The following is a 20,875-nucleotide window of genomic DNA, read 5'->3' as shown; positions in this document are numbered from 1 at the left end:
CCGGTCCGCTGCACAAGAGTGCAGGCACTTTATTGTTCATTGCTACAACTGCGTCCCGCTGATGGCTAGGCAGGACCTGCGGCGTTGTGGGGCAGCAGTTGCACCCCCAGGTAGAGCGCCAGCATGCCGTCCAGACGCAAGGGGTCGACACCGCTGAGCTCGGCGATGCGCTCCATGCGATAGCGCAGGCTGTTGCGGTGGATGCCCAGGGCGTCGGCGCAGGCCTGGCTCTGGCCGTCGTGGTCGCACCAGCAGCGCAGGGTCGCCAGCAACTGGCCGTTGTTGTCCTTGGCCAGGACCTTGCGCAAGGGCGTCAGCAACTCGTCCAGGGCATCGTCGTTGCGGTGGCGCCAGAGCATCACCGGCAGGCGGTAGCGATTGAGGGTCAGCAGCCGCGAATCCGGCAGGATGTCACGCCCGTAGGCCAGCAGGTCGCTGACCCGCCGGTAGCAGCGGCGCAGCCCCGACAGTCCGTCGGCCTGTCCGCCCACGGCCACCCGCTGGATGGTCCAGCCCTGGCCATCGAGCTTTTCCAGCAGGCGTGGATTGTCCAGGTTGAGGTTCGCCGGGCGGCACCAGAGCAACGAGGTCTTCGATGAGCTGACGCACCAGCTGTCGGGGTAGCGCGACAGCAGCCAGGCACTCAAGCCATCGACGCTCTGCCCCGGGGCCTGCTCCGCGGCCAGTTCGAACAGGTAGGGGGTTCGCGCCAGCTGCGGCTTGAGGCCCATCTGCCGGGCTTCGTCCACCAGTCGCGGGGAGTCGCCGCTGTCGCTCAAGAGCAGCGCCAGCAGGTCATCGCAGCGCTGCCTGCGCCACTGCTGCTCGGCCTGCTGGTGGCGCTGGCCCACCAGCATTTCGGCGGTCATGCGCACCAGCTCGGCGTAGGTGCGCAGCAGGGCCGGGTCGCCAGTGATGCCGAGCACGCCAATCAGCCGCTGGTCATGCAGCAACGGCAGGTTGATGCCCGGTTGCACGCCCTTGAGCTGGCGTGCGGTGGGTTCGTCGATCTCCACCACCCGGCCGTTGGCCAGCACCAGCTGCGCGCCTTCGTGCCGGGTGTTGATCCGCTCCGGCTCGCCGCTGCCCAGGATCAGGCCCTGGTTGTCCATGACGTTGACGTTATAGGGCAGGATGGCCATCGTGCGGTCGACGATGTCCTGAGCCAGGTCATGATCCAGTTCGAACATGGGGAAGATCCTTCACAGCTGGGACGGCCCGCAGGTTATGCGGCGTTGTTCAGTGGCACAGGGTCGGTGGCCAATCGCTGTGCGCCGGCACAAAGACAGCGGCGCCCCGGTGACCGAGACTCTCAGGGCGGTCAAGTTACCCTTGCACCGCGAAAAATCATAATAAAGAGAGACACACCATGTCACAGAGCGCCGCTGCCCCACTGGCCCAGGCTGACGACAAGAACGCCGTCTACAAGCGCATCACCCTGCGCCTGATCCCCTTCATCTTCGTCTGCTACCTGTTCAACTACCTTGACCGGGTCAACGTCGGCTTCGCCAAGCTGCAGATGCTCGACGCCTTGAAATTCAGCGAAACGGTCTACGGCCTGGGCGCCGGGATCTTCTTCATCGGCTACGTGCTGTGCGGCGTGCCGAGCAACCTGGCACTGAGCAAGTTCGGCCCCCGGCGCTGGATCGCGCTGATGATGATCACCTGGGGCACCCTGTCCACCTGCCTGCTGTTCGTCACCACGCCCACCGGGTTCTATACCTTGCGCCTGTTTACCGGGGCCGCCGAAGCCGGCTTCTTCCCCGGTGTGGTGCTCTACCTCTCGCAGTGGTTCCCGACCTTCCGCCGCGGGCGGATCATGGCCCTGTTCATGTCGGCGATCCCGGTTTCCGGTCTGCTGGGCAGCCCCTTCTCGGGCTGGATCCTCAACCACTTCGCCGCCGGGCAAGGCGGCCTCGCCGGTTGGCAGTGGATGTTCCTGCTGCAGGGCATTCCCACGGTGATCCTCGGCGCCCTGGCGTTCTTCCTGCTCAGCGACAGCTTCGCCCACGCCAAGTGGCTGACGCCCGCTGAACGTGCGGTGCTGGAAGCCGACCAGGCGGCGGACCTGGCCAACCAGCCCAGGACCGCCAGTGATTCCCTGGTCGCGGTGTTCAAGAACCCGGCGATCTGGGCCTTCGGCCTGATCTACTTCTGCATCCAGAGCGGGGTCTACGCGATCAACTTCTGGTTGCCGTCGATCATCAAGAACCTGGGCTTCAGCGACAACCTGGTGATCGGTTGGCTCAGTGCCATCCCTTACCTGCTGGCCGCGGTGTTCATGCTGCTGGTGGGCCGCTCCGCAGACCTGCGCAAGGAGCGCCGCTGGCACCTGGTGGTGCCGATGCTGATGGGCGCCGTGGGCCTGCTGATCGCGGTGAACTTCGCCGCCAACCCGACCCTCGCCATCCTTGGCTTGACCCTCGCCACCATGGGCGCCCTCACCGGCCTGCCGATGTTCTGGCCGGTGCCCACCGCCCTGCTCAGTGCCGGCGCGGCCGCCGGTGGCCTGGCGCTGATCAACTCCATGGGGCAGATGGCCGGGTTCCTCAGCCCCTACCTCGTCGGCTGGGTCAAGGACAGCACCGGCTCCACCGATGCTGCGCTGTACCTGCTGGCCGGGGTGATTGTCGCCGGCAGCCTGCTGGCCCTACGCATGACTCGCACCTTGCAGCGCTGAGCCCGCCTCCCCTGCAAAGCCCGTTCGAGTCCTGGCTCGACCGGGCTTTTTGATTGGCCGCTCAGGACGGTGCACCGCCCTTTTCAAGGTAGTCGTGACTGGTGCTCAACTCCCCCTTGGCCGGAGTGTCCAGCTCCAATACCAGGCCACCGGGCAACTGCACGAACAGCTGCCAGATCCCCTCCTCCGGCACCCGCGCCACCTGATAGGGCAAGCCGCTGGTGCGCACCCGCTGCAACACGGTCTCGGCCGGTTCATCGGTGCTGAAGGCAATGTGGCTCAACTGCGGCGCGGGGCTATTGGCCTGCTCGATGACGTGCACCAGCGCCTGCTGGTCCTGGTAGAGCCAGTGCCCGGGAAAGGGAAAGGGCGGGCGCCTTCCCGACTGCAGGCCGAGCAGATCGGCGAAGGCTTGCTGCAGCCCCGCGCCCTGGGGGCTGTTGAATGCCAGGTGATCGAAGCGCCAGCTCATAACAGACCTCCGCCATCGACATCGATCAGACTGCCGCTGATGAAGCCGTTCTCCATGGCCAGGAGAAAGGCCGCCGCGACCTCATCGGCGTGGCCGACGCGGCCCACGGGCAGGCTCGCCGCGGTGCGAGCGAACATCGCTGCACGCTGTTCCTCGGGCAGGCCGGCATAAGCCTCGGTATCGGTGACCCCGGGGCTGATGACATTCACCCGGCGCGGTGCCAGCTCCTTGGCCAGGTGCTTGCCCAGGGCCTCCAGCGCGGCATTGAGGGTGGTCTTGAGCACTTGCCCGGGGACCCTCTTGCGCGACAGCAACCCCGAGGTCAGGGTGATGCTGCCTTGGGCGGCCAGGTACGGCAGCGCCGCCTGGACCGCGCGCCATGCCCCCCAGAACTTCACCTCGAAGGCCTGCTGGGCCTCCAGCAGCCCCGTCTGCGCCAGGGGTTTGGCGTCGATGGCCGGACCGGCGCTGATCACCAGGTGGTCGAAAGGACCCACCGCGCGAAACAGCGCCTGGAGGCTATCGGCATCGGTGATATCCACCGCCAGGCTGCGGGCCGAGTCCGGCAGTTGCGCCTGCTGCTGTTGCAAGGCCTCAAGACGGCGCCCAGCCAGCACCACCCGCGCCCCGCGAGCCGCAGCCTGACGCGCCACGGCGGCGCCAATACCGCTCCCGGCACCGATCACCACCAGGGTCTGCTGGTGCAAGTTTGAGGGGGAAGAATTCATGCTGATCACCTGCTGCAAGTAAGAAGGATTGCATCTTCACTGCTTGCCAATCGAGGAAAAACCCCGTTAAAACGCAATGATCTTTAAAGGATTTTTATCAATGAGCTCGATCCTCGACCTGGAAATCTTCGTGCGCACCGCCGACGCCGGCAGCATTTCCGCCGCTGCCCGCTCCCTCGGCATGACCGCCGCAGCGGCCAGCATCGCCCTCAAGCGCCTGGAAACCCGGCTCGGAAGCCGCCTGCTGGCACGCTCCACCCGCAGCATGCGCTTGACCGAGGAAGGCCGCCGCTACCTGGAAAGCGTGCGCCTGGCCCTGGCCACCCTGGCCGATGCTGTCGGCGCCCTCGGATTTCGGCCGCAATGTCCTACTGTCCTGGCTTGATGAGTTCAAGGGCGAGCACCCGCAACTGCGCCTGCAATTGCGACTCAACGATCGCCATGCCGATCTGTTTCGCGACACCGTGGACGTCGCCCTGCGCTTTGGCGTGCCCGAGGATTCGAGCCTGGTGGCCCTGCCGATCCTTCCCGAGCACCGTCGTGTCGCCTGTGCCAGCCCGCAGTACCTGGCTCGCTGCGGCATGCCCAAGGCCCCCGAGGACCTGTCCCGGCACAGCGCCCTGCTCTACCTGCGCAACGGCCGCCCCTATGACAGCTGGCGGTTCAGCCGTGGCGAGGAAACCCGTGAAATCACCGTGCGCGGCGATTACCTGTGCGACGACGGCGAGGTGGCCCGGCGCTGGGCCCTGGCCGGCCATGGCATCGTCTACAAGGCCCGGCTGGATGTGGCCGAGGACCTGCGCGCCGGGCGCCTGGTGGCGGTACTGGGGCACTGGCAAGGGGAGCTGGCGCCGTTCAACCTGCTGTGCCCGCACCGCCTGCAGGTTTCCGAACGGGTGCGCCTGCTGCATGGCTTCGTGGCGCAGCGCTGCCAGGCACTGTGTCCATGACAGGCATTGCCGAACCGGGGTGTTGTGGTATCTGATGGTCGGTCCCGATGGCCGGAAATCCCCTGGCCACCCCTCTAGCACAAGGATTTCGCCCATGAGCTATCGCCTCCTCGGCCGTTCCGGCCTCAAGGTCTCCAGCCTGACCCTGGGTACCATGATGTTCGGTGAGCAGACCAGTACCGAAGACTCGCTGCGCATCATCGACAAGGCCTGGGACCAGGGGATCAATTTCATCGACACCGCCGACGTCTACACCCAGGGCCGCTCCGAGGAGATCGTCGGCGAGGCGATCGCCCGCCACCGCCATGAATGGGTGCTGGCGTCCAAGGTCGGTTTCGGCCCGGCGGACGGCGTGCCCAATCGTAGCGGCCTGAGTCGCAAGCACATTTTCAACGGCATCAACGCCAGCCTGACCCGCCTGGGCACCGACTACCTGGACATCTACTACCTGCACCGCGAAGACCACGACACCCCACTGGAGGTGAGCATCTCGGCCATCGGCGATCTGCTGCGCCAGGGCAAGATCCGCTACTGGGGGCTGTCCAACTACCGCGGCTGGCGGATTGCCGAAGCGATTCGCCTCGCCGACCAGCTGGGGGTGGACCGCCCGGTAATCAGCCAGCCGCTGTACAACATCGTCAATCGCCAGGCCGAGAGCGAACAGATCACCGCGGCCAGGGCCTTTGGCCTGGGCGTGGTGCCCTACAGCCCCCTGGCCCGGGGCGTGCTCAGCGGCAAGTACGCGCCGGACGTGGCCCCGGACAGCGCCAGCCGCGCCGGGCGCCAGGACAAGCGCATCCTGGAGACCGAATGGCGGGTCGAATCCCTGCGCATCGCCCAGCAGATCCAGCAATACACCCAGGAACGCGGGGTCGGCATCATCGAGTTCGCCATTGCCTGGGTGCTGAACAACCAGGCGGTGAGCTCGGCCATCGTCGGCCCGCGCACCGAAGCCCAGTGGGACGCCTACACCCGGGCCCTGGAGGTGCAGATCAGCGCCGCGGACGAGGCCTTCATCGATGCCCTGGTGACCCCGGGCCATGCCTCGACCCCGGGCTTCAACGACGTCAGCCATTTTGTCAGCGGACGTTTTCCTCGCCTGGACTGAAGACTGGCGGTGGGGGCGCAAAGGCGCCTGCCACCGCTCTCCGGGCCCGCGGGATTGAGCGCGCTTTGGCCACAAACGAGAAAATATCCCGCGGGGATGTCGTAAACAGAGCAAAAATCTCGGGCCAAACCCTCTATATTCCCCCCCTCGCTTCACTCCCTCCATTTTTTGCGTGCATCCCGAGCGTTCGGGTCATATGAGGACAGTGTGTCTAAAGGTATTGGGTTATCGGTTCTGGCGTCGGTGCTGTTCGCCGTCATGTATTTCTACACCTCGCTGCTGACGCCCCTGACCGGGGTGGAGATCTTCGGCTGGCGGATGCTGCTCACCCTGCCCTGCATGACCCTGTTCATGCTGTTCAGCGGCGAGTGGTACCGGGTCGGCGAGGTGTTGCGCCGGGTGCTGGGCAAACCGTTGCTGTGCCTGGCGTTGCTGCTGTCCTCGGCGCTGGTGGGGGTACAGCTCTGGCTGTTCATGTGGGCCCCGCTCAACGGCCACAGCCTGGATGTGTCCCAGGGCTATTTCCTGCTGCCCCTGACCATGGTCCTGACCGGACGCATCGTTTATGGCGAACGCCTTTCGCGCTTGCAGAAGGTTGCCGCGGTGCTGGCCTGCATCGGCGTGCTCAACGAGCTGTACCAGGTCGGCAGTTTTTCCTGGGCGACCCTGGTGGTAGCCGTGGGCTACCCGCTGTATTTCATTCTGCGCCGGCGCCTGGGCACCGATCACCTCGGCGGCCTGTGGCTGGACATGGCGCTGCTGATCCCGGTGGCGCTGTGGTTCGTACAAAGTGGCGAACAAGGGTTTGCCGTGCTCGACAGCCATCCCGGGCTGTACCTGCTGATTCCCTTGCTCGGGGTGATCAGCGCCTCGGCGCTGGTGTGCTACATCATCGCCAGCCGTCAGTTGGCGTTCAGCCTGTTCGGCCTGCTCAGCTATGTGGAGCCGGTGTTGCTACTGCTGGTGGCGCTGTTGCTGGGAGAAAGCATCAAGGCCGGGGAATGGCTGACCTATGTGCCGATCTGGCTGGCGGTGGTGGTGCTGGTGCTTGAGGGCGTGCGCCACCTGCTGCGACAGCGCCGGCACTGAGCCACGCCACGTTGATCGGGCAAGCCCTGCGGCCGAGGTCGCCGGGACGTCAGGTCCAGCACCGCTAGATCCCCTTCGGTGTGCGCTGCCACAGGCGGCAGTCGCCGATGAGGCCGAGGCAAGCGGTGCATTGCCCATCGATGCCGCGGCCAATGCCCTCAACACACCCTGGCTCAGGGCTTGATCTGTTTCAGCTCGTTGAGCAGGGCCAGCAGCGCTTGCATCTTGTCTTCGCCAAACTGCTGCTGGATCTTCTGGTAATTGATCTCCATGTCGCCGCTCATGGACTCGAAGCACGCCTGGCCCTTGTCGGTCAGGGTGATGAACAGCCGGCGCTGGTCTTCCGGCGACTTGCGCCGGCTGACGTACTCGTCCCGCTCCAGGCGGGTCAGCACGCCGGTCATGCTCGGCGGCAGGATGCAGGCCATCTTCGCCAGTTGATGGCTCTCCAGTTCGCCGTTCTGGCGCAGGATGCGGATCACCCGCCATTGCTGCTCGGTCAGGTCGTGCTGGTTCAGGGACGGGCGAAAAAACGCCATGGCGGCCTCACGGGCCTGTAGCAGGGTCAGGGTCAGGGAAGGTCTGGGTGTTTTCATCGAGGCGTCGGTCAAAGGCTGGGAAACAAAGGCGCAAACATTAACACATTCACAATCGCCAACCGACAGGCAAAACAAAGCCCGATCAGGCGAGGCCTGATCGGGCCGAGTGTTCAAGCGCGCCGGGGGTTACTCGGTGGCCAGTACACCGCGACGTACCTGGTCGCGTTCGATCGATTCGAACAGTGCCTTGAAGTTGCCCTCGCCGAAACCATCGTCGCCTTTACGCTGGATGAATTCGAAGAACACCGGGCCCATCAGGGTTTCCGAGAAGATCTGCAGCAGCAGGCGCTTGTCGCCGGCTTCCGAGGAACCGTCCAGCAGGATGCCCCGCGATTGCAGCTCGTTGACAGGCTCGCCATGGTTCGGCAAACGGCCTTCGAGCATTTCGTAGTAGGTCTCGGGCGGCGCAGTCATGAAGCGCATGCCGATCTTCTTCAACTGATCCCAGGTCTTGACCAGATCATCGGTGAGGAAGGCCACGTGCTGGATGCCCTCGCCGTTGAACTGCATCAGGAACTCTTCGATCTGCCCGGCGCCCTTGGACGATTCCTCGTTCAGCGGAATGCGGATCATGCCGTCAGGAGCGGTCATGGCCTTGGAGGTCAGGCCGGTGTATTCGCCCTTGATGTCGAAGTAGCGGATCTCGCGGAAGTTGAACAGTTTCTCGTAGAAGCCGGCCCAGTAGGCCATGCGCCCGCGGTACACGTTGTGGGTCAGGTGGTCGATGATCTTCAGGCCCGCGCCCTTGGGGTTGCGGTCCACGCCTTCGATGAACACGAAGTCGATGTCGTAGATCGAGCTGCCTTCGCCGAAACGGTCGATCAGGTACAGCGGCGCGCCGCCAATGCCCTTGATCGCCGGCAGGTTCAGTTCCATCGGGCCGGTTTCAATGTGAATCGGCTGGGCGCCGAGCTCCAGGGCCCGGTTGTAGGCCTTTTGCGAATCCTTGACCCGGAACGCCATGCCGCACACCGACGGACCATGTTCCGCGGCGAAGTAGGAGGCAACGCTGTGGGGCTCGTTGTTGAGGATCAGGTTGATCGCACCCTGGCGATACAGATGCACGTCTTTTGAACGATGGGTCGCGACTTTGGTGAAACCCATGATCTCGAAGATCGGTTCGAGGGTGTTGGGGGTAGGCGATGCGAATTCGATGAATTCAAAGCCCATCAGGCCCATTGGGTTTTCGAAGATATCTGCCATGGTTGGCGCCTCATCATATTTTTAGAATTAACGGATCGTTAGTTGCTATCAATGCTGAGGAAAGTGGGTGGCGCACAGGAAATGCCCCGCACGCTGCGGGCGAGAAAGTCACCGTAGATCAGTTGGAACCCGAGAATCTTCATTTCGACCCTGTCTTGCTTACAGGCTGGGGGACGAGGCTTCTGCTGCCAGAAGACTTTATTATTGTATGCGTAACCGGATTCTACACAGCGTAAAAGCCTTTGTCCGCATTCTCTATAAAATCGCCTTTGCCGCTCCCCCTGCAAGGGGTTTGTTGCACAGGTAGATGCCCCCCAGGATCAGCGCGCCGCCCAGGCCCATCACCAGGCTCAACTGCTCCCCCAGCAACAGCGCACCGAGGATCACCGCGGTCAGGGGGTTGAGGGCAATGAACACCCCTGAGCGGGTGGCCCCGATCCGCCGCAGGCTGTCGTAGTACCAGATGTAGGCCAGGGCCGAACCCAGCACGCCCAGGTACAGCAGGCTCAGGCCCTGGGCCAGACCCAGGCGAGCCAGGGCCGACAGGTCGAATTCGCCCCGGGCCAGGGTCGCTGCGCACAGCATCAGGGTGCCGAGGAGGATCGAGTAGGTAACGGTCTGCAGCGGGCCGAGGCTCTGATTGAGGCGCCTGGAGAACAGCGAGTACACCCCCCAACCCAGGACACAGCCGAGAATCAGCAGGTCGCCGCGCCAGCCGCCTGCCTGTCCGAGCAGCGCCCCGGGATCGCGGCTGCAGATCACCAGGGCTGCGCCCCCCAGGCACAGGCCGATGCCCAGCAGCTTGCGCCGGCCGAGGCTTTCCTTGAACAGGGCCCAGGACGCCAGGGCGATCACCGCGGGGTTCAGTGCCACGATCAGCGACGCCCGGGAAGCGTTGATCTGTTGCAGGCCGAGGAAGAAGCACAGGTTGTAGAAGAAGATGCCAAAGAACCCCAGCAGCGCCAGTTGGCCGAACTGCCGGAGGCTGGGCCGAGCCAGGGGGATGCGCGCCACGGCCATGAAGCCGAGCAAGGCCAGGCTGGCCAGGAGAAAGCGCAGGCTGGCGGCCAGCAAGGGCGAAAGGCTGCCGGCCAGGTAGCGTCCGGCGACGAAGGTGCCGCCCCAGATCAGGCTCACGGTCACCAGCTTGCAATAGACCCCGAGGTCGCTGTGGTGTGTGGCCAAGGGCCTGCGGAGGTGGATTTCACTCATGATCGTCGGCTCTGAAACGTGGGATTTGTGCTGCGCGGCTATTCTTTGTCTAATGCTCGATCATCGTAAAATGAGCGTTTACTCATGACCCTGACTCAACTGGAGATCTTTTCCCGGGTGGCGGAGCTCCAGGGCTTCACCAGCGCCGCCACACGCCTGGGGATCAGCCAGTCGGCGGTGTCCCACGCCATCAAGTCCCTGGAGCAGGAGCTGGGAGTCGAGTTGTTTCGCCGGCATCAGGCCCAGGTCGAACTCACCGACATCGGTCGGCAGTTGCTGTTGCGGGCCCGGGCCATGCTCGGCCTGGCAGTCACCCTGGAACAGGAGGCCGCGGACGCCCGGGGCATGAAGCGCGGCACCTTGCGCATCGGCTCGTTCGGGCCCACCTCCTCCATGCACCTGCTGCCGCGGATTCTCCAGGAGTACCGTCGCGAACACCCTGGAATCGAGGTCCACATTGATGAAGGACCGGACCGCCAGGTGCTGCAATGGCTCGAGGAACGGCGCATCGACCTGGGCTTCGTGGTACTGCCCCAGGAACGCTTCGACACCTTTGCCCTGGTGGCGGATCAACTCGTGGCACTGGTTCCTGCGGGACACGCTCTGGCCGGGGAACAACAGCTGCGGCTGGAACAACTGTGCCATGACCCCTTTGTGCTCACCGAGGCGGGCTCGGCGGAACTGGTTACTCGGCTGTTCACGGGCGCCGGCCTGAGCCCCAACATCCGCTATCGTTGCTCGCAGCTGCTCAGCACCCTGGAAACCGTGGCCCGCGGCGATGCCTTGAGCATCGTCGCCGAACTGTCGCTGCCACCCGCCGCGGATCGCCGCTACCTGAGCAAGGCCCTGCTGCCAGCCGTGCAGCGCCAGGTGGGAGTCGCCGTGCTGGACCGGCGCCAGTCATCGCCGGCGGCCCTGAGCTTCATCCAGCTCGCACAACGCCTGTATCGTCACGCAAAGCCGACTATCCTGCGATGATCGGGACCGCACCAGGGCGTCGCCGTGCCCGCCACGACGATCTGCAGCGCTCCCTCCCCCCTCCGCCACAGGTCCGATCATGCCCCTGACCGCCAAAGGTCCGCTGAAGCGCTCCACCCGCACACTCTGGACATTATTGGCGGTACTGCTCCCCATCGGGCTGGGCGCCGTCATCCTCTATGCCCAGGCTGAACGGGCGCTGACGCGCAGCAGCCTGGAAACCGCCGAGGAAGCCATTCGCCAGTTCGACCTGATGCTGGACAACAGCGATATCGCCGCCCGGGCCCTCCTGCCCCAGGTCGGCCAGGACTGTGATGAGGTGCGGCAACTGGCCCTGCGTGAGCAGGTCACCCGCCGGCCCTTCGTGCGTTCGACCAACCTGGTGTGGCGCAACAGCAACTATTGCAGTTCCTTGCTGGGCAACTACCCGGTGCCCCTTGTCCCCGAGGACTACGTCGATGGGCGCCTGAAGCTGATGGATGGCAACCCGATCACTCCCAATACCGCGCTGCTGGTCTATCGCTGGAGTGAGGGCGAACGCGCCGTCCTGGCAACCATCGACGGCTACCACCTGACCAATGCCCTGCGCCTGATCAGCCGCTTCGCCCATTTGCGGCTGCAGGTAGGCGATCATTGGCTGTCCAGGAACGGCCGGGTCTACCATGGCAGCCCACCACCGGCTGCGGTGGCCAGCGAGCACTTGAGCTCATCACACTACCCCTACAGCGTCAGTTCCGGATTCCCTGAGGGCAGTACCTGGGCGTACATGAAGAGCCAGTACCCGGCGTTGTTCAGCCTGCTGGTGTTTCTCGGGGCTGGCGCCGGAGTCCTCGCCCACTGGCTGCAAAAGCGCTCTGCCTCTCCCAGCCATGAATTGCGCCGGGCACTGGATGCCCAGGAGTTCATTCCCTACTTCCAGCCAGTGGTACGCGGCGACACCCTGCAGTGGGCCGGCATTGAAGTGCTGATGCGCTGGCAACACCCCAAAGAAGGGCTGGTGCGCCCTGACCTGTTTATCCCCTTTGCCGAGCACTCGGGGCTGATCGTGCCCATGACCCGCTCGCTGATGCAGCAAACCCTGCAGGCCCTGGCTCCCCACGCCCAGGATTTCATCGATGGCTTCCACATCGGCATCAACATCACCGCCCGCCACTGCCAGGACCTGCAGTTGCTGGAGGACTGCAGGGAGTTCCTCGCCGCCTTCCCGCCCGGCAAGGTGCTGCTGGTGCTGGAATTGACCGAACGCGAACTGATCGAGCCCACTCCCACCACTCTTCAATTGTTTGCTGCACTGCGGGAGTTGGGGGTGATGATTGCCATCGACGACTTCGGCACCGGGCATTCCAGCCTGGGCTACCTGCGCAAGTTCAATGTCGACTACTTGAAGATCGATCAGAGTTTTGTCGCCATGATCGGTGCCGATGCGCTGTCGCTGCATATACTCGAGAGCATTATCGAACTCTCGGGCAAACTCGATCTGGGCATAGTCGCCGAAGGTATCGAAACTGCCGAACAGCGGGACTACCTGGCGGCCCAAGGGGTGGACTTCCTGCAAGGTTATTTATTTGGCAGGCCCATGCCCAGTACGGAGTTTGTTGCAGCCCTGGCGCGCCATTAAATAGCCATGTCACAACGAAAAGTGTTCCCCGGGGCAACTCGGGGCAGGCGCCAATTTGAATCAATTGGTAAATACAGGGTTAAATAACAATAAGCCGATTTACTCTGGAGCGATTAACTACTACAATTTTTCCCGCCTGTACAAAATTCACAGGTAGGCCACTTAATCGAGCCTTAATCGGCTCATGGCTTATAGCTTTGTTGGTGGTTTGTATCAGCCAAAATAGACTATTGGAGTGAAGATATTGTCCAGACTTGCCGAATTTCGTGCTGCAGAAAAAGCACTTCAAGAACAGCTCGCGCAGCTTGAATCCCTGAAGAATGACGCCGGGCTCAAGAAGGAAATCGAGTTCGAAGAAAAGCTCCAGGCCCTGATGAAGTCCTATGACAAGAGCCTGCGCGACATCATCGCCATTCTTGACCCGAACCTGGGCAAGGCCGGCCTGCCACAGGCCAATGCCCCTAAACAGCGCCGCGCACGCGTGGTCAAGGTCTATCAGAACCCGCACACCGGTGAACTGATTGAAACCAAAGGCGGCAACCACCGTGGCCTGAAGGCCTGGAAAGAACAGTACGGTGCTGCCACTGTGGATTCCTGGCTGCGCGCTTGAACAAAGCCGCAACCTGAAAAAGGCCCTGCATATGCAGGGCCTTTTACATTCATAAGACTATTCTTATTACGACCTGAATCTAAGGCAAGATCCAACCTGCCGCCACGTCCGCCCTCTGCCAGCGCATCAGCGTGCGCCGCACCTTGCAATAACCCTGGCACCCGCGGCAACTTCGCACTTAATGCCTTTTCGATATCCAGCCGCTAACAGGCGAAATGCGAACCGACCACTTCAGATTTTTCCTTAAAGTTTAAGGCTATTTCGTACAGCGAGTATTTCATTCTGGCTGTCGGCATAAGCCGCTGCCTGGCCGGCGTATGAAAGTACATAAGCCTTATCCCCATCCAGCGCCGCCACCAATGTTTGCGACAGCACATGCCGGCCGTTCTGGGTAATGGTGCAAGTGGTTTCCAGGGCTGCGAGAGCACTCAACTGCGCCCCATGAATCTTGTTACAGACACTCTGATAACCGCCTTGGGCAAAGTCCTTCTGCACCGACTTGCGCATCTCCAGTAATACCCCCTGAAGATTGACTACATGCCCGCTATCGACCTGAGTCATGGTCAACTCCATAACCAACTGTGGATTGCCCGCGCCATCGTTCTTCACCGCCCGCTGGCGGGACACCTTGGCAGCCTGGTCCGTCTCCTGGGCGGGCACCGGCTCAACGGTCCAGCCCGGGGGCCAGGCCACCTCAGGCTCGGCCTGGGCGATGCTGGCACAAGCCACCAGCAACAGGGCCGCAATCCGCGATTTAAACAGCTCGATCATAGGGGGCGCACACTTAGGGAACAGGCCTTGAAGTCTGAGCCCGACGCCAGGAATGGGCAATAGATCCAGAGTTTTGGGTTTGGCGGCGCCCACCCCACTTGCGTATCATTGCGCAATCCCAAGGATGTCCGAACCATTGCCGGCAAGGACCAGCTTGCCCTCGCGAGCAGCCCTTGACGCACTTTCTTCTGGAGGGCCCATGAGCCTCGACGCACTCAATACTTTCCCTGGCGTGACCGCCCAACCGGACGCTGCCACCGCCCGCTTCGTGTTCAACCACACCATGCTGCGGGTCAAGGACATCACCCGGTCCCTGGATTTCTACACCCGGGTCCTGGGCTTCTCCCTGGTGGAGAAACGCGACTTCCCCGAGGCCGAATTCAGCCTGTACTTCCTCGCCCTGGTGGACAAGGCGCAGATTCCGGCAGACGCTGCCGCGCGCACCGAATGGATGAAGTCGATCCCCGGCATTCTCGAACTGACCCACAACCACGGCACCGAAAATGACCCGGACTTCGCCTACCACAACGGCAACAGCGATCCCCGCGGTTTCGGGCACATTTGCATCTCGGTGCCAGACATCGTGGCCGCTTGCGAGCGTTTCGAAGCCCTGGGCTGCGACTTCCAGAAACGCCTGAACGATGGCCGCATGAAAAGCCTGGCCTTCATCAAGGACCCGGACGGCTACTGGGTCGAAATCATCCAGCCCGCGCCCCTGTAAGCGCTGCGATGGGGCACTGACAAGCACCGAGCGGCCAACGCCTGGCAATTCGGTCGGCGCCCCCTCTCAGGCCACAATGAAAAAACCCCATGAGCCAGGCTCATGGGGTTTTTTATTACGGCTCGGCGCGTTACGCCGGTGCAGAGGTACGGATCAAATGGTCAAAGGCGCTGAGGGAGGCCTTGGCGCCCTCGCCCACTGCGATTACGATCTGCTTGTACGGCACTGTGGTGACATCGCCAGCGGCAAACACGCCAGGCAGCGAGGTCTCGCCACGGGCATCGACAATGATCTCGCCACGAGGCGAAAGCTCGATGGTGCCCTTGAGCCAGTCGGTGTTGGGCAGCAAGCCGATCTGCACGAAGATGCCTTCCAGCTCGACGGTGTGGAACTCGCCCGAATCGCGGTCCTTGTAGACCAGGCCAGTGACCTTCTGCCCATCACCCTTCACTTCACTGGTCAACGCACTGGTGATGACCTTGACGTTGGGCAGGCTGTGCAATTTGCGTTGCAGCACCGCATCGGCCCGCAGCTTGCCATCGAACTCCAGCAAGGTCACATGGCTGACGATACCTGCCAGGTCGATGGCCGCTTCAACGCCGGAGTTACCGCCGCCAATCACCGCAACGCGCTTGCCCTTGAACAGCGGACCATCGCAGTGCGGGCAGAAGCACACGCCCTTGGCCTTGTACTCCTGCTCGCCGGGCACACCCATTTCACGCCAGCGAGCACCGGTTGCCAGAATCACCGACTTGGCCTTGAGGCTGGCACCGCTGTCGAACTGGATCTCGTGCAGCCCGCCGACTTCCTTCGCCGGCACCAGCGCACTGGCACGCTGCAGGTTCATGATGTCGACGTCGTACTGCTTGACGTGCTCTTCCAGTGCCGCCGCCAGTTTCGGCCCTTCAGTGGCCTGCACCGAGATAAAGTTCTCGATGGCCATGGTGTCCAATACCTGGCCGCCAAAGCGCTCGGCAGCGACACCGGTACGGATGCCTTTACGGGCCGCGTAGATGGCCGCCGAAGCACCGGCTGGGCCTCCACCCACCACCAGGACGTCAAACGCCTCTTTGGCATTGAGCTTCTGCGCCTGCTTCTCCACCGCACCGGTATCGAGCTTGGCCAGGATTTCTTCCAGGCCCATGCGCCCCTGACCGAAGTTCACCCCGTTGAGGTAGACGCTGGGCACGGCCATGACCTTGCGCTCATCGACCTCGGCCTGGAACAGCGCGCCGTCGATGGCCACATGACGGATGTTCGGATTGAGCACCGCCATCAGGTTCAGCGCCTGGACCACGTCCGGGCAGTTCTGGCAGGACAGCGAGAAGTAGGTTTCAAAATTGAACTCGCCCTTGAGCGAGCGAATCTGCTCGATCACTTCGGCACTGGCTTTGGAGGGGTGACCACCCACTTGCAGCAGGGCCAGCACCAGGGAAGTGAACTCGTGCCCCATGGGGATACCAGCGAAACGCAGGCTGATATCGCTTCCCGGGCGGTTCAACGAGAACGAAGGCTTGCGCGCATCGGTGCCGTTGTCGAGCAAAGTAATCTGATTGGAAAGACTGACAATGTCTTTGAGTAACGCGAGCATTTCCTGGGATTTCGCGCCGTCGTCGAGGGAAGCGACGATCTCGATCGGCTGGGTGACCCGTTCCAGGTATGACTTCAACTGAGCTTTAAGATTGGCATCCAACATACGGGCGATCTCCTGTTTTGATTCGGTAGAAAAAACAACGCCCGAGCGAATCTCGCCCGGGCGTTGTTTGAGGGCGGTGCAGCTGACTTAAGTGCGGATTACCGCCCTTGGGTATTGCATGGACTTAGATCTTGCCGACCAGGTCCAGGGACGGAGCCAGGGTGGCCTCGCCTTCTTTCCACTTGGCTGGGCAGACTTCGCCTGGGTGGGCAGCAACGTATTGAGCGGCCTTGATCTTGCGCAGCAGCTCGGAAGCGTCACGGCCTACGCCGCCATCGTTGATTTCAACGATCTTGATCTGGCCTTCCGGGTTGATCACGAAGGTGCCGCGGTCAGCCAGACCGGCTTCTTCGATCAGCACGTCGAAGTTGCGGGAGATAGCCAGGGTCGGGTCGCCGATCATGGTGTACTGGATCTTGCCAATGGCTGGCGAAGTGTTGTGCCAGGCAGCGTGGGCGAAGTGGGTGTCGGTGGAAACGCTGTAGATCTCAACGCCCAGCTTCTGGAACTCGGCGTAGTTGTCGGCCAGGTCTTCCAGTTCGGTTGGGCAAACGAAGGTGAAGTCAGCCGGGTAGAAGAACACGACAGACCATTTGCCTTTCAAGTCAGCGTCCGACACTTCGACGAATGCGCCGTTTTTGAATGCGGTAGCTTTGAACGGTTTAACTTGGCTGTTGATGATAGGCATCGTTGACTCTCCATCAGTGGTTGAAAACGTTGGGTGAAAACTTGATGGGGAGAATCCTAGCCAATCAATCGCCGTTTGGCTCATTGGCAAACCTGATGCTGCCGATTAGTTTTGGCTATCAACCAACAGTATTAATAGAAGAAATTCTATTCACTGCGGGATCGGCTTCTCGTCGATACGCGCCATGCCCATGAACGGACTAGCCTCGACGTAGCGCATGGCCGACTTCAGATCCTTCCAGCCGACATAGCTCATCAACGACTTCAAGTCCCAGCCACTGCGGTGGGCCCAGGTAGCAAAACCACGGCGCAGGGAATGGCTGGTGTAGTGTTCGGCAGTGATGCCCGCGCGCTCCAGGGCCTGGCGCAACAGCGGGATGACACTGTTGGCGTGCATCCCCTGCTCGCTCAGGTTCCCCCAGCGATCGATCTTGCGAAACACCGGCCCCCGCACCAGGGCCGCGCCGTTGATCCATTCGATATAGGCCTGTACCGGGCACAACCGCTGCAAGGCCGGGGTACGGAAGGTCCGGCCAAGGTTGTTGCGATCTGCCTTGCTGCGCGGCAGATAGAGGCTGATGCCGGACCCTGCGACCGCCTGCACATGCTCGATCTGCAGCCGGCACAACTCGTCACTGCGAAAGCCTCGCCAGAACCCCAGCAAGATCAGCGCCCGATCACGCCTAGCGCGTAACAGGTCAGCCGGACGCGCCTCGGCCGCCGCCGCGAGAGCTTCGTTGTCGAGCCAGCTCGCCACCTGCTCCAGGTGCTGTAGCTGCAAGGGCTCGGCCTGCTTCTCCTGGGTCGGATGCACGGCACGAATGCCCTTGAAGACCTGGCGCACCACCGGAGCCTTGGTCGGATCGGCAAAACCCTGGCTGGCGTGCCACTGCGCCAGGGCCGACAGGCGCAACCTCAAGGTGTTGATCGACAGTTGCCCGGCATACGCCGCGAGATAGCGGGCGATGCTGTCCGCCGTCGCCGGCAGGAATCCGCCCCACTGCACCTCGAAGTGCTCGATGGCCGCCCGATAACTGCGGCGGGTGTTGTCGCGGGTGGCGGCTTGCAGGTAACGATCCAGCTCACTCATGGCGGCTCAGCTCAGGCAGATGTACGGCGATAGCAGGCAAAAGGTCGCTAACGGGCCCATAACAAGGGGTAATACCATAATATCCCATGTCAGATAATAGCTACCGAAACCGCTTTCACATCTGTACAATAATCGCTAATTACATACCACGTAACACAGTATTAAATCGTTGGAGGATGCATGGCTCGTGGAGGCATAAACAAGGCGGTAGTGAAAAAGGCGCGCCAGGCGATTCTCGCCCGTGGCGAACACCCCAGCATCGATGCAGTACGCATAGAAATGGGCAATACCGGCTCGAAAACCACCATCCATCGCTACCTGAAGGAACTGGACGATGGCACCAGCCGCCGTGACGCAGGCCCAGTGCCGCTGAATGAAGAACTGGCTGAACTGGTGGGACGCCTGGCACAACGTCTTCAGGAGCAGGCCCAGGAACCCCTTGATGAAGCCCTCGCCCGCTTCGAGGAACAGCAGCAGGCACTGCAACAGCAGTTGGACGCAGCCCGAGGCAATCAGGAGCAGTTGCAACAGCAGTTGCAGATCCAGGCCAGCGCCCTGGCCAGTGAAACCACCGCCCTGCTGGAAACCCGCTCCATGCTGCAGAGCGAACAGACCCGCAACGCCGAGCTCAACCAGGCATTGAAGGATTGCGACTTGCGCCTGGAGGACAAGGAGCAGCAGATCCGCTCCCTGGAAGACAAGCACCTGCATGCACGGGACGCCCTGGAACACTACCGCGCCGCCAGCAAGGAGCAGCGTGAGCAGGAATTGCGTCGTCACGAAGGGCAGATGCAGCAGGTGCAGATGGAGTTGCGCCAGGCCCAGCAGAGCGCCCTGGTGCGCCAGGATGAAATCACCCAGCTGCACCGCGACAACGAACGCTTGCTCGCCGAACAGCGGGCCCTGCACAAGGAGCTGAAGCAAACCCAGGACGCCGCCGCCAAGAGCACGACACGGCAGGCACAGCTCAGCGAACAGCTGGCACGCCAGGAAAGCGCCAGCACCCTGCTCCAGGAACGCTTGCGCGTGGCAACAGAAGAGATTCAGACACTCAAGCAAGACGCCGACAAGGGCGCCCAGTCGAGCAAGGACCTGGAGCTGCGTGCCACCAAGGCCGAGGCCGGCCTTGAGGCACTGCGCCTGGCCACCGCCACCCAGGCGCAACCAGGCACAGCTGCGGACTGATCAGTCCGCGACGGGAGTACGCATGGTGACAAACTCTTCGGCGGCCGTCGGATGCACACCGATGGTTTCGTCGAAGTCACGCTTGGTCGCTCCAGCCTTCAAGGCGATCGCCAGGCCCTGAACGATTTCGCCGGCATCAGGGCCGACCATGTGGCAACCCAGCACCTTGTCACTGTCGGCATCCACCACCAGCTTCATCAGCGTGCGCTCCTGGCAGTCGGTCAGGGTCAGCTTCATCGGCCGGAAACGACTTTCGAATACCTGCACCTGGTGCCCGGCCTCCCGCGCCTGCTCCTCGGTGAGGCCGACGGTGCCAATGTTGGGCAAGCTGAACACGGCGGTGGGGATCATCTGGTAATCCACCGGGCGATACTGCTCGGGCCTGAACAGGCGCCGGGCGACCGCCATGCCTTCGGCCAGGGCCACAGGCGTCAATTGCACACGGCCGATCACATCACCAATGGCCAGGATCGACGGCTCGCTACTCTGGTATTGGTCATCGACCTCGATGAAACCACGCTTGTCGAGCTTGACCCCGGTGTTCTCCAGCCCCAGGTTATCCAGCATCGGCCGGCGCCCGGTGGCGTAGAACACGCAATCGGCCTGTAACTTGCGACCGTCCTTGAGGGTGACCTCAAGGCTGCCATCGGCCTGTTTGTCGATGCGCTCGATGTCGGCGTTGAATTGCAGCCCCAGACCACGCTTGGTCAACTCTTCCTGCAAGTGCTTGCGCACCGCGCCATCGAAGCCACGCAGGAACAGCTCACCGCGGTACAGCAACTGGGTGTCGGCGCCCAGGCCGTGGAAGATCCCGGCAAACTCCACCGCGATGTAACCGCCGCCCACCACCAGGACCCGCTTGGGCAGTTCCTTGAGGAAAAAGGCTTCGTTGGAACTGATGGCGTGTTCGCGCCCCGGAATGTCCGGGATCTGCGGCCAGCCACCCGTGGCAATCAGGATGTGCTTGGCACTGTAACGCTGGCCATTGACCTCAACCTGGTGAGGGTCGACCACCTTGGCATGCCCCTCATGCAGGGTGACGCCGCTGTTGACCAGCAGGTTGCGGTAGATGCCATTGAGGCGATTGATTTCACGGTCCTTGTTGGCGATCAGGGTCGCCCAGTCAAAGTTCGCCTCGCCCAGGGACCAGCCAAAACCCGAGGCTTGCTCGAAGTCCTCGGCGAAGTGGGCGCCATACACCAGCAGTTTTTTCGGCACACAGCCGACGTTGACGCAGGTACCGCCCAGATAACGACTCTCGGCAACCGCGACTTTCGCCCCGAAACCTGCGGCGAATCGCGCGCAACGCACACCGCCGGAACCGGCACCAATTACATAAAGATCAAAATCGTAGGCCATTTCACTCTCCCAGGCAGGCTGACAAGCATAACCGCTGATGGCGATCGGGTCAGCGCAGAGGTTTGACATAAGGGCGCCAAATGAAAAAGCCACCCGAAGGTGGCTTTTCCCGACAAACC

Annotated in this window: 19 protein-coding genes and 1 pseudogene; 9 read left to right on the top strand and 11 right to left on the bottom strand. The window is 62.5% G+C overall.

Annotation, left to right across the window (positions count from 1 at the left end; genetic code table 11):
- Positions 1-65: 65 nt before the first annotated feature.
- Positions 66-1,190 carry a sugar diacid recognition domain-containing protein gene (locus U873_RS0120415; RefSeq protein WP_025130004.1) on the bottom strand — a complete coding sequence of 375 codons (1,125 nt, stop codon included), beginning with the start codon at positions 1,188-1,190 and terminating at the stop codon, positions 66-68.
- 179 nt (positions 1,191-1,369) lie between these two features.
- On the opposite strand from U873_RS0120415, the gene U873_RS0120410 reads away from it, so the two are divergent.
- Positions 1,370-2,680, top strand: a complete 1,311-nt coding sequence (locus tag U873_RS0120410) for an MFS transporter (protein WP_025130003.1) — start codon at positions 1,370-1,372, stop codon at positions 2,678-2,680.
- Between the two features lie 61 nt (positions 2,681-2,741).
- Here U873_RS0120410 and U873_RS0120405 read toward each other — a convergent pair whose 3' ends face one another.
- Both U873_RS0120405 and U873_RS0120400 read right to left on the bottom strand, forming a co-directional pair.
- The gene (locus U873_RS0120405) at positions 2,742-3,152 is read right to left on the bottom strand and encodes a hypothetical protein (RefSeq protein WP_025130002.1); all 411 of its coding nucleotides are present in this window, start codon (positions 3,150-3,152) and stop codon (positions 2,742-2,744) included.
- The gene (locus tag U873_RS0120400) at positions 3,149-3,880 is read right to left on the bottom strand and encodes an SDR family oxidoreductase (protein WP_025130001.1); all 732 of its coding nucleotides are present in this window, start codon (positions 3,878-3,880) and stop codon (positions 3,149-3,151) included. Before U873_RS0120400 ends, U873_RS0120405 begins: the two co-directional genes overlap by 4 nt.
- A 100-nt stretch (positions 3,881-3,980) precedes the next feature.
- Here U873_RS0120400 and U873_RS34460 point away from each other — a divergent pair.
- From U873_RS34460 to rarD, 3 genes and pseudogenes are all read left to right on the top strand, one after another.
- Positions 3,981-4,830: pseudogene (locus tag U873_RS34460) on the top strand (LysR family transcriptional regulator).
- A 94-nt stretch (positions 4,831-4,924) separates the two neighbouring features.
- Positions 4,925-5,938 (top strand): aldo/keto reductase, encoded by a 1,014-nt coding sequence (locus U873_RS0120390; RefSeq protein WP_025130000.1) that lies wholly within the window; start codon positions 4,925-4,927, stop codon positions 5,936-5,938.
- Between the two features lie 207 nt (positions 5,939-6,145).
- Entirely contained in the window at positions 6,146-7,027 is an 882-nt protein-coding gene (gene rarD, locus U873_RS0120385; protein WP_025129999.1) for an EamA family transporter RarD, read from the top strand.
- 173 nt (positions 7,028-7,200) lie between these two features.
- On the opposite strand, the gene hpaR is transcribed toward rarD, so the two are convergent.
- The 3 genes from hpaR to U873_RS0120365 form a co-directional block, all read right to left on the bottom strand.
- Complete coding sequence (hpaR, locus tag U873_RS0120380) at positions 7,201-7,623, bottom strand: homoprotocatechuate degradation operon regulator HpaR (RefSeq protein WP_025129998.1); 423 nt, start codon at positions 7,621-7,623, stop codon at positions 7,201-7,203.
- 129 nt (positions 7,624-7,752) lie between these two features.
- The gene (gene hppD, locus U873_RS0120375; protein ID WP_025129997.1) at positions 7,753-8,829 is read right to left on the bottom strand and encodes a 4-hydroxyphenylpyruvate dioxygenase; all 1,077 of its coding nucleotides are present in this window, start codon (positions 8,827-8,829) and stop codon (positions 7,753-7,755) included.
- Between the two features lie 255 nt (positions 8,830-9,084).
- On the bottom strand, positions 9,085-10,041 hold the full coding sequence (locus U873_RS0120365) for a DMT family transporter (protein ID WP_025129996.1): 957 nt from the start codon (positions 10,039-10,041) through the stop codon (positions 9,085-9,087).
- An 84-nt stretch (positions 10,042-10,125) separates the two neighbouring features.
- On the opposite strand from U873_RS0120365, the gene U873_RS0120360 reads away from it, so the two are divergent.
- The 3 genes from U873_RS0120360 to U873_RS0120350 all read left to right on the top strand — a co-directional run bounded on the left by U873_RS0120360 (position 10,126) and on the right by U873_RS0120350 (position 13,247).
- The gene (locus U873_RS0120360) at positions 10,126-11,019 is read left to right on the top strand and encodes a LysR family transcriptional regulator (RefSeq protein WP_025129995.1); all 894 of its coding nucleotides are present in this window, start codon (positions 10,126-10,128) and stop codon (positions 11,017-11,019) included.
- A 79-nt stretch (positions 11,020-11,098) separates the two neighbouring features.
- Complete coding sequence (locus tag U873_RS0120355; RefSeq protein ID WP_025129994.1) at positions 11,099-12,637, top strand: EAL domain-containing protein; 1,539 nt, start codon at positions 11,099-11,101, stop codon at positions 12,635-12,637.
- 244 nt (positions 12,638-12,881) lie between these two features.
- On the top strand, positions 12,882-13,247 hold the full coding sequence (locus U873_RS0120350) for a histone-like nucleoid-structuring protein, MvaT/MvaU family (RefSeq protein WP_025129993.1): 366 nt from the start codon (positions 12,882-12,884) through the stop codon (positions 13,245-13,247).
- Between the two features lie 243 nt (positions 13,248-13,490).
- Here the strand turns inward: U873_RS0120350 and U873_RS0120345 are convergent, their stop codons facing one another.
- Positions 13,491-14,018 carry a DUF4946 domain-containing protein gene (locus tag U873_RS0120345; RefSeq protein WP_025129992.1) on the bottom strand — a complete coding sequence of 176 codons (528 nt, stop codon included), beginning with the start codon at positions 14,016-14,018 and terminating at the stop codon, positions 13,491-13,493.
- Positions 14,019-14,217: 199 nt separating this feature from the next.
- Here U873_RS0120345 and gloA point away from each other — a divergent pair, with 199 nt between their 5' ends.
- Positions 14,218-14,739: a lactoylglutathione lyase gene (gene gloA / locus U873_RS0120340; RefSeq protein ID WP_025129991.1), complete on the top strand. Its 522-nt coding sequence runs from the start codon at positions 14,218-14,220 to the stop codon at positions 14,737-14,739.
- Positions 14,740-14,869: 130 nt separating this feature from the next.
- Here the strand turns inward: gloA and ahpF are convergent, their stop codons facing one another.
- The 3 genes from ahpF to U873_RS0120325 form a co-directional block, all read right to left on the bottom strand.
- Positions 14,870-16,435 (bottom strand): alkyl hydroperoxide reductase subunit F, encoded by a 1,566-nt coding sequence (gene ahpF / locus U873_RS0120335; protein WP_025129990.1) that lies wholly within the window; start codon positions 16,433-16,435, stop codon positions 14,870-14,872.
- Positions 16,436-16,559: 124 nt separating this feature from the next.
- Positions 16,560-17,123 carry an alkyl hydroperoxide reductase subunit C gene (gene ahpC, locus U873_RS0120330; protein WP_011061677.1) on the bottom strand — a complete coding sequence of 188 codons (564 nt, stop codon included), beginning with the start codon at positions 17,121-17,123 and terminating at the stop codon, positions 16,560-16,562.
- Between the two features lie 150 nt (positions 17,124-17,273).
- Positions 17,274-18,212 carry a site-specific integrase gene (locus U873_RS0120325; protein WP_025129989.1) on the bottom strand — a complete coding sequence of 313 codons (939 nt, stop codon included), beginning with the start codon at positions 18,210-18,212 and terminating at the stop codon, positions 17,274-17,276.
- A gap of 180 nt (positions 18,213-18,392) precedes the next feature.
- On the opposite strand from U873_RS0120325, the gene U873_RS0120320 reads away from it, so the two are divergent.
- Complete coding sequence (locus tag U873_RS0120320; protein WP_025129988.1) at positions 18,393-19,397, top strand: DNA-binding protein; 1,005 nt, start codon at positions 18,393-18,395, stop codon at positions 19,395-19,397.
- Here U873_RS0120320 and gorA read toward each other — a convergent pair whose 3' ends face one another.
- A complete protein-coding gene (gene gorA / locus U873_RS0120315) occupies positions 19,398-20,756 on the bottom strand; it encodes a glutathione-disulfide reductase (protein ID WP_025129987.1) in 1,359 nt (452 codons plus the stop codon).
- Positions 20,757-20,875 lie beyond the last annotated feature (119 nt).

It is taken from the genome of Pseudomonas sp. PH1b (assembly GCF_000633395.1).
In the GTDB taxonomy this organism is placed as follows: domain Bacteria; phylum Pseudomonadota; class Gammaproteobacteria; order Pseudomonadales; family Pseudomonadaceae; genus Aquipseudomonas.
This window is presented reverse-complemented; position numbering and strand designations above follow the sequence as displayed.

Excerpts from the sequence above, each read along its gene's own strand:
- hppD (WP_025129997.1), bottom strand. The coding sequence starts at position 8,829 with ATGGCAGATATCTTCGAAAACCCAATGGGCCTGATGGGCTTTGAATTC.
- ahpC (WP_011061677.1), bottom strand. The coding sequence starts at position 17,123 with ATGCCTATCATCAACAGCCAAGTTAAACCGTTCAAAGCTACCGCATTC.
- U873_RS0120365 (WP_025129996.1), bottom strand. The coding sequence starts at position 10,041 with ATGAGTGAAATCCACCTCCGCAGGCCCTTGGCCACACACCACAGCGAC.
- U873_RS0120410 (WP_025130003.1), top strand. The coding sequence starts at position 1,370 with ATGTCACAGAGCGCCGCTGCCCCACTGGCCCAGGCTGACGACAAGAAC.
- U873_RS0120390 (WP_025130000.1), top strand. The coding sequence starts at position 4,925 with ATGAGCTATCGCCTCCTCGGCCGTTCCGGCCTCAAGGTCTCCAGCCTG.
- U873_RS0120320 (WP_025129988.1), top strand. The coding sequence starts at position 18,393 with ATGGCTCGTGGAGGCATAAACAAGGCGGTAGTGAAAAAGGCGCGCCAG.
- gorA (WP_025129987.1), bottom strand. The coding sequence starts at position 20,756 with ATGGCCTACGATTTTGATCTTTATGTAATTGGTGCCGGTTCCGGCGGT.
- U873_RS0120345 (WP_025129992.1), bottom strand. The coding sequence starts at position 14,018 with ATGATCGAGCTGTTTAAATCGCGGATTGCGGCCCTGTTGCTGGTGGCT.
- U873_RS0120415 (WP_025130004.1), bottom strand. The coding sequence starts at position 1,190 with ATGTTCGAACTGGATCATGACCTGGCTCAGGACATCGTCGACCGCACG.
- U873_RS0120355 (WP_025129994.1), top strand. The coding sequence starts at position 11,099 with ATGCCCCTGACCGCCAAAGGTCCGCTGAAGCGCTCCACCCGCACACTC.
- U873_RS0120400 (WP_025130001.1), bottom strand. The coding sequence starts at position 3,880 with ATGAATTCTTCCCCCTCAAACTTGCACCAGCAGACCCTGGTGGTGATC.
- gloA (WP_025129991.1), top strand. The coding sequence starts at position 14,218 with ATGAGCCTCGACGCACTCAATACTTTCCCTGGCGTGACCGCCCAACCG.
- U873_RS0120405 (WP_025130002.1), bottom strand. The coding sequence starts at position 3,152 with ATGAGCTGGCGCTTCGATCACCTGGCATTCAACAGCCCCCAGGGCGCG.
- U873_RS0120360 (WP_025129995.1), top strand. The coding sequence starts at position 10,126 with ATGACCCTGACTCAACTGGAGATCTTTTCCCGGGTGGCGGAGCTCCAG.
- U873_RS0120325 (WP_025129989.1), bottom strand. The coding sequence starts at position 18,212 with ATGAGTGAGCTGGATCGTTACCTGCAAGCCGCCACCCGCGACAACACC.
- hpaR (WP_025129998.1), bottom strand. The coding sequence starts at position 7,623 with ATGAAAACACCCAGACCTTCCCTGACCCTGACCCTGCTACAGGCCCGT.
- ahpF (WP_025129990.1), bottom strand. The coding sequence starts at position 16,435 with ATGTTGGATGCCAATCTTAAAGCTCAGTTGAAGTCATACCTGGAACGG.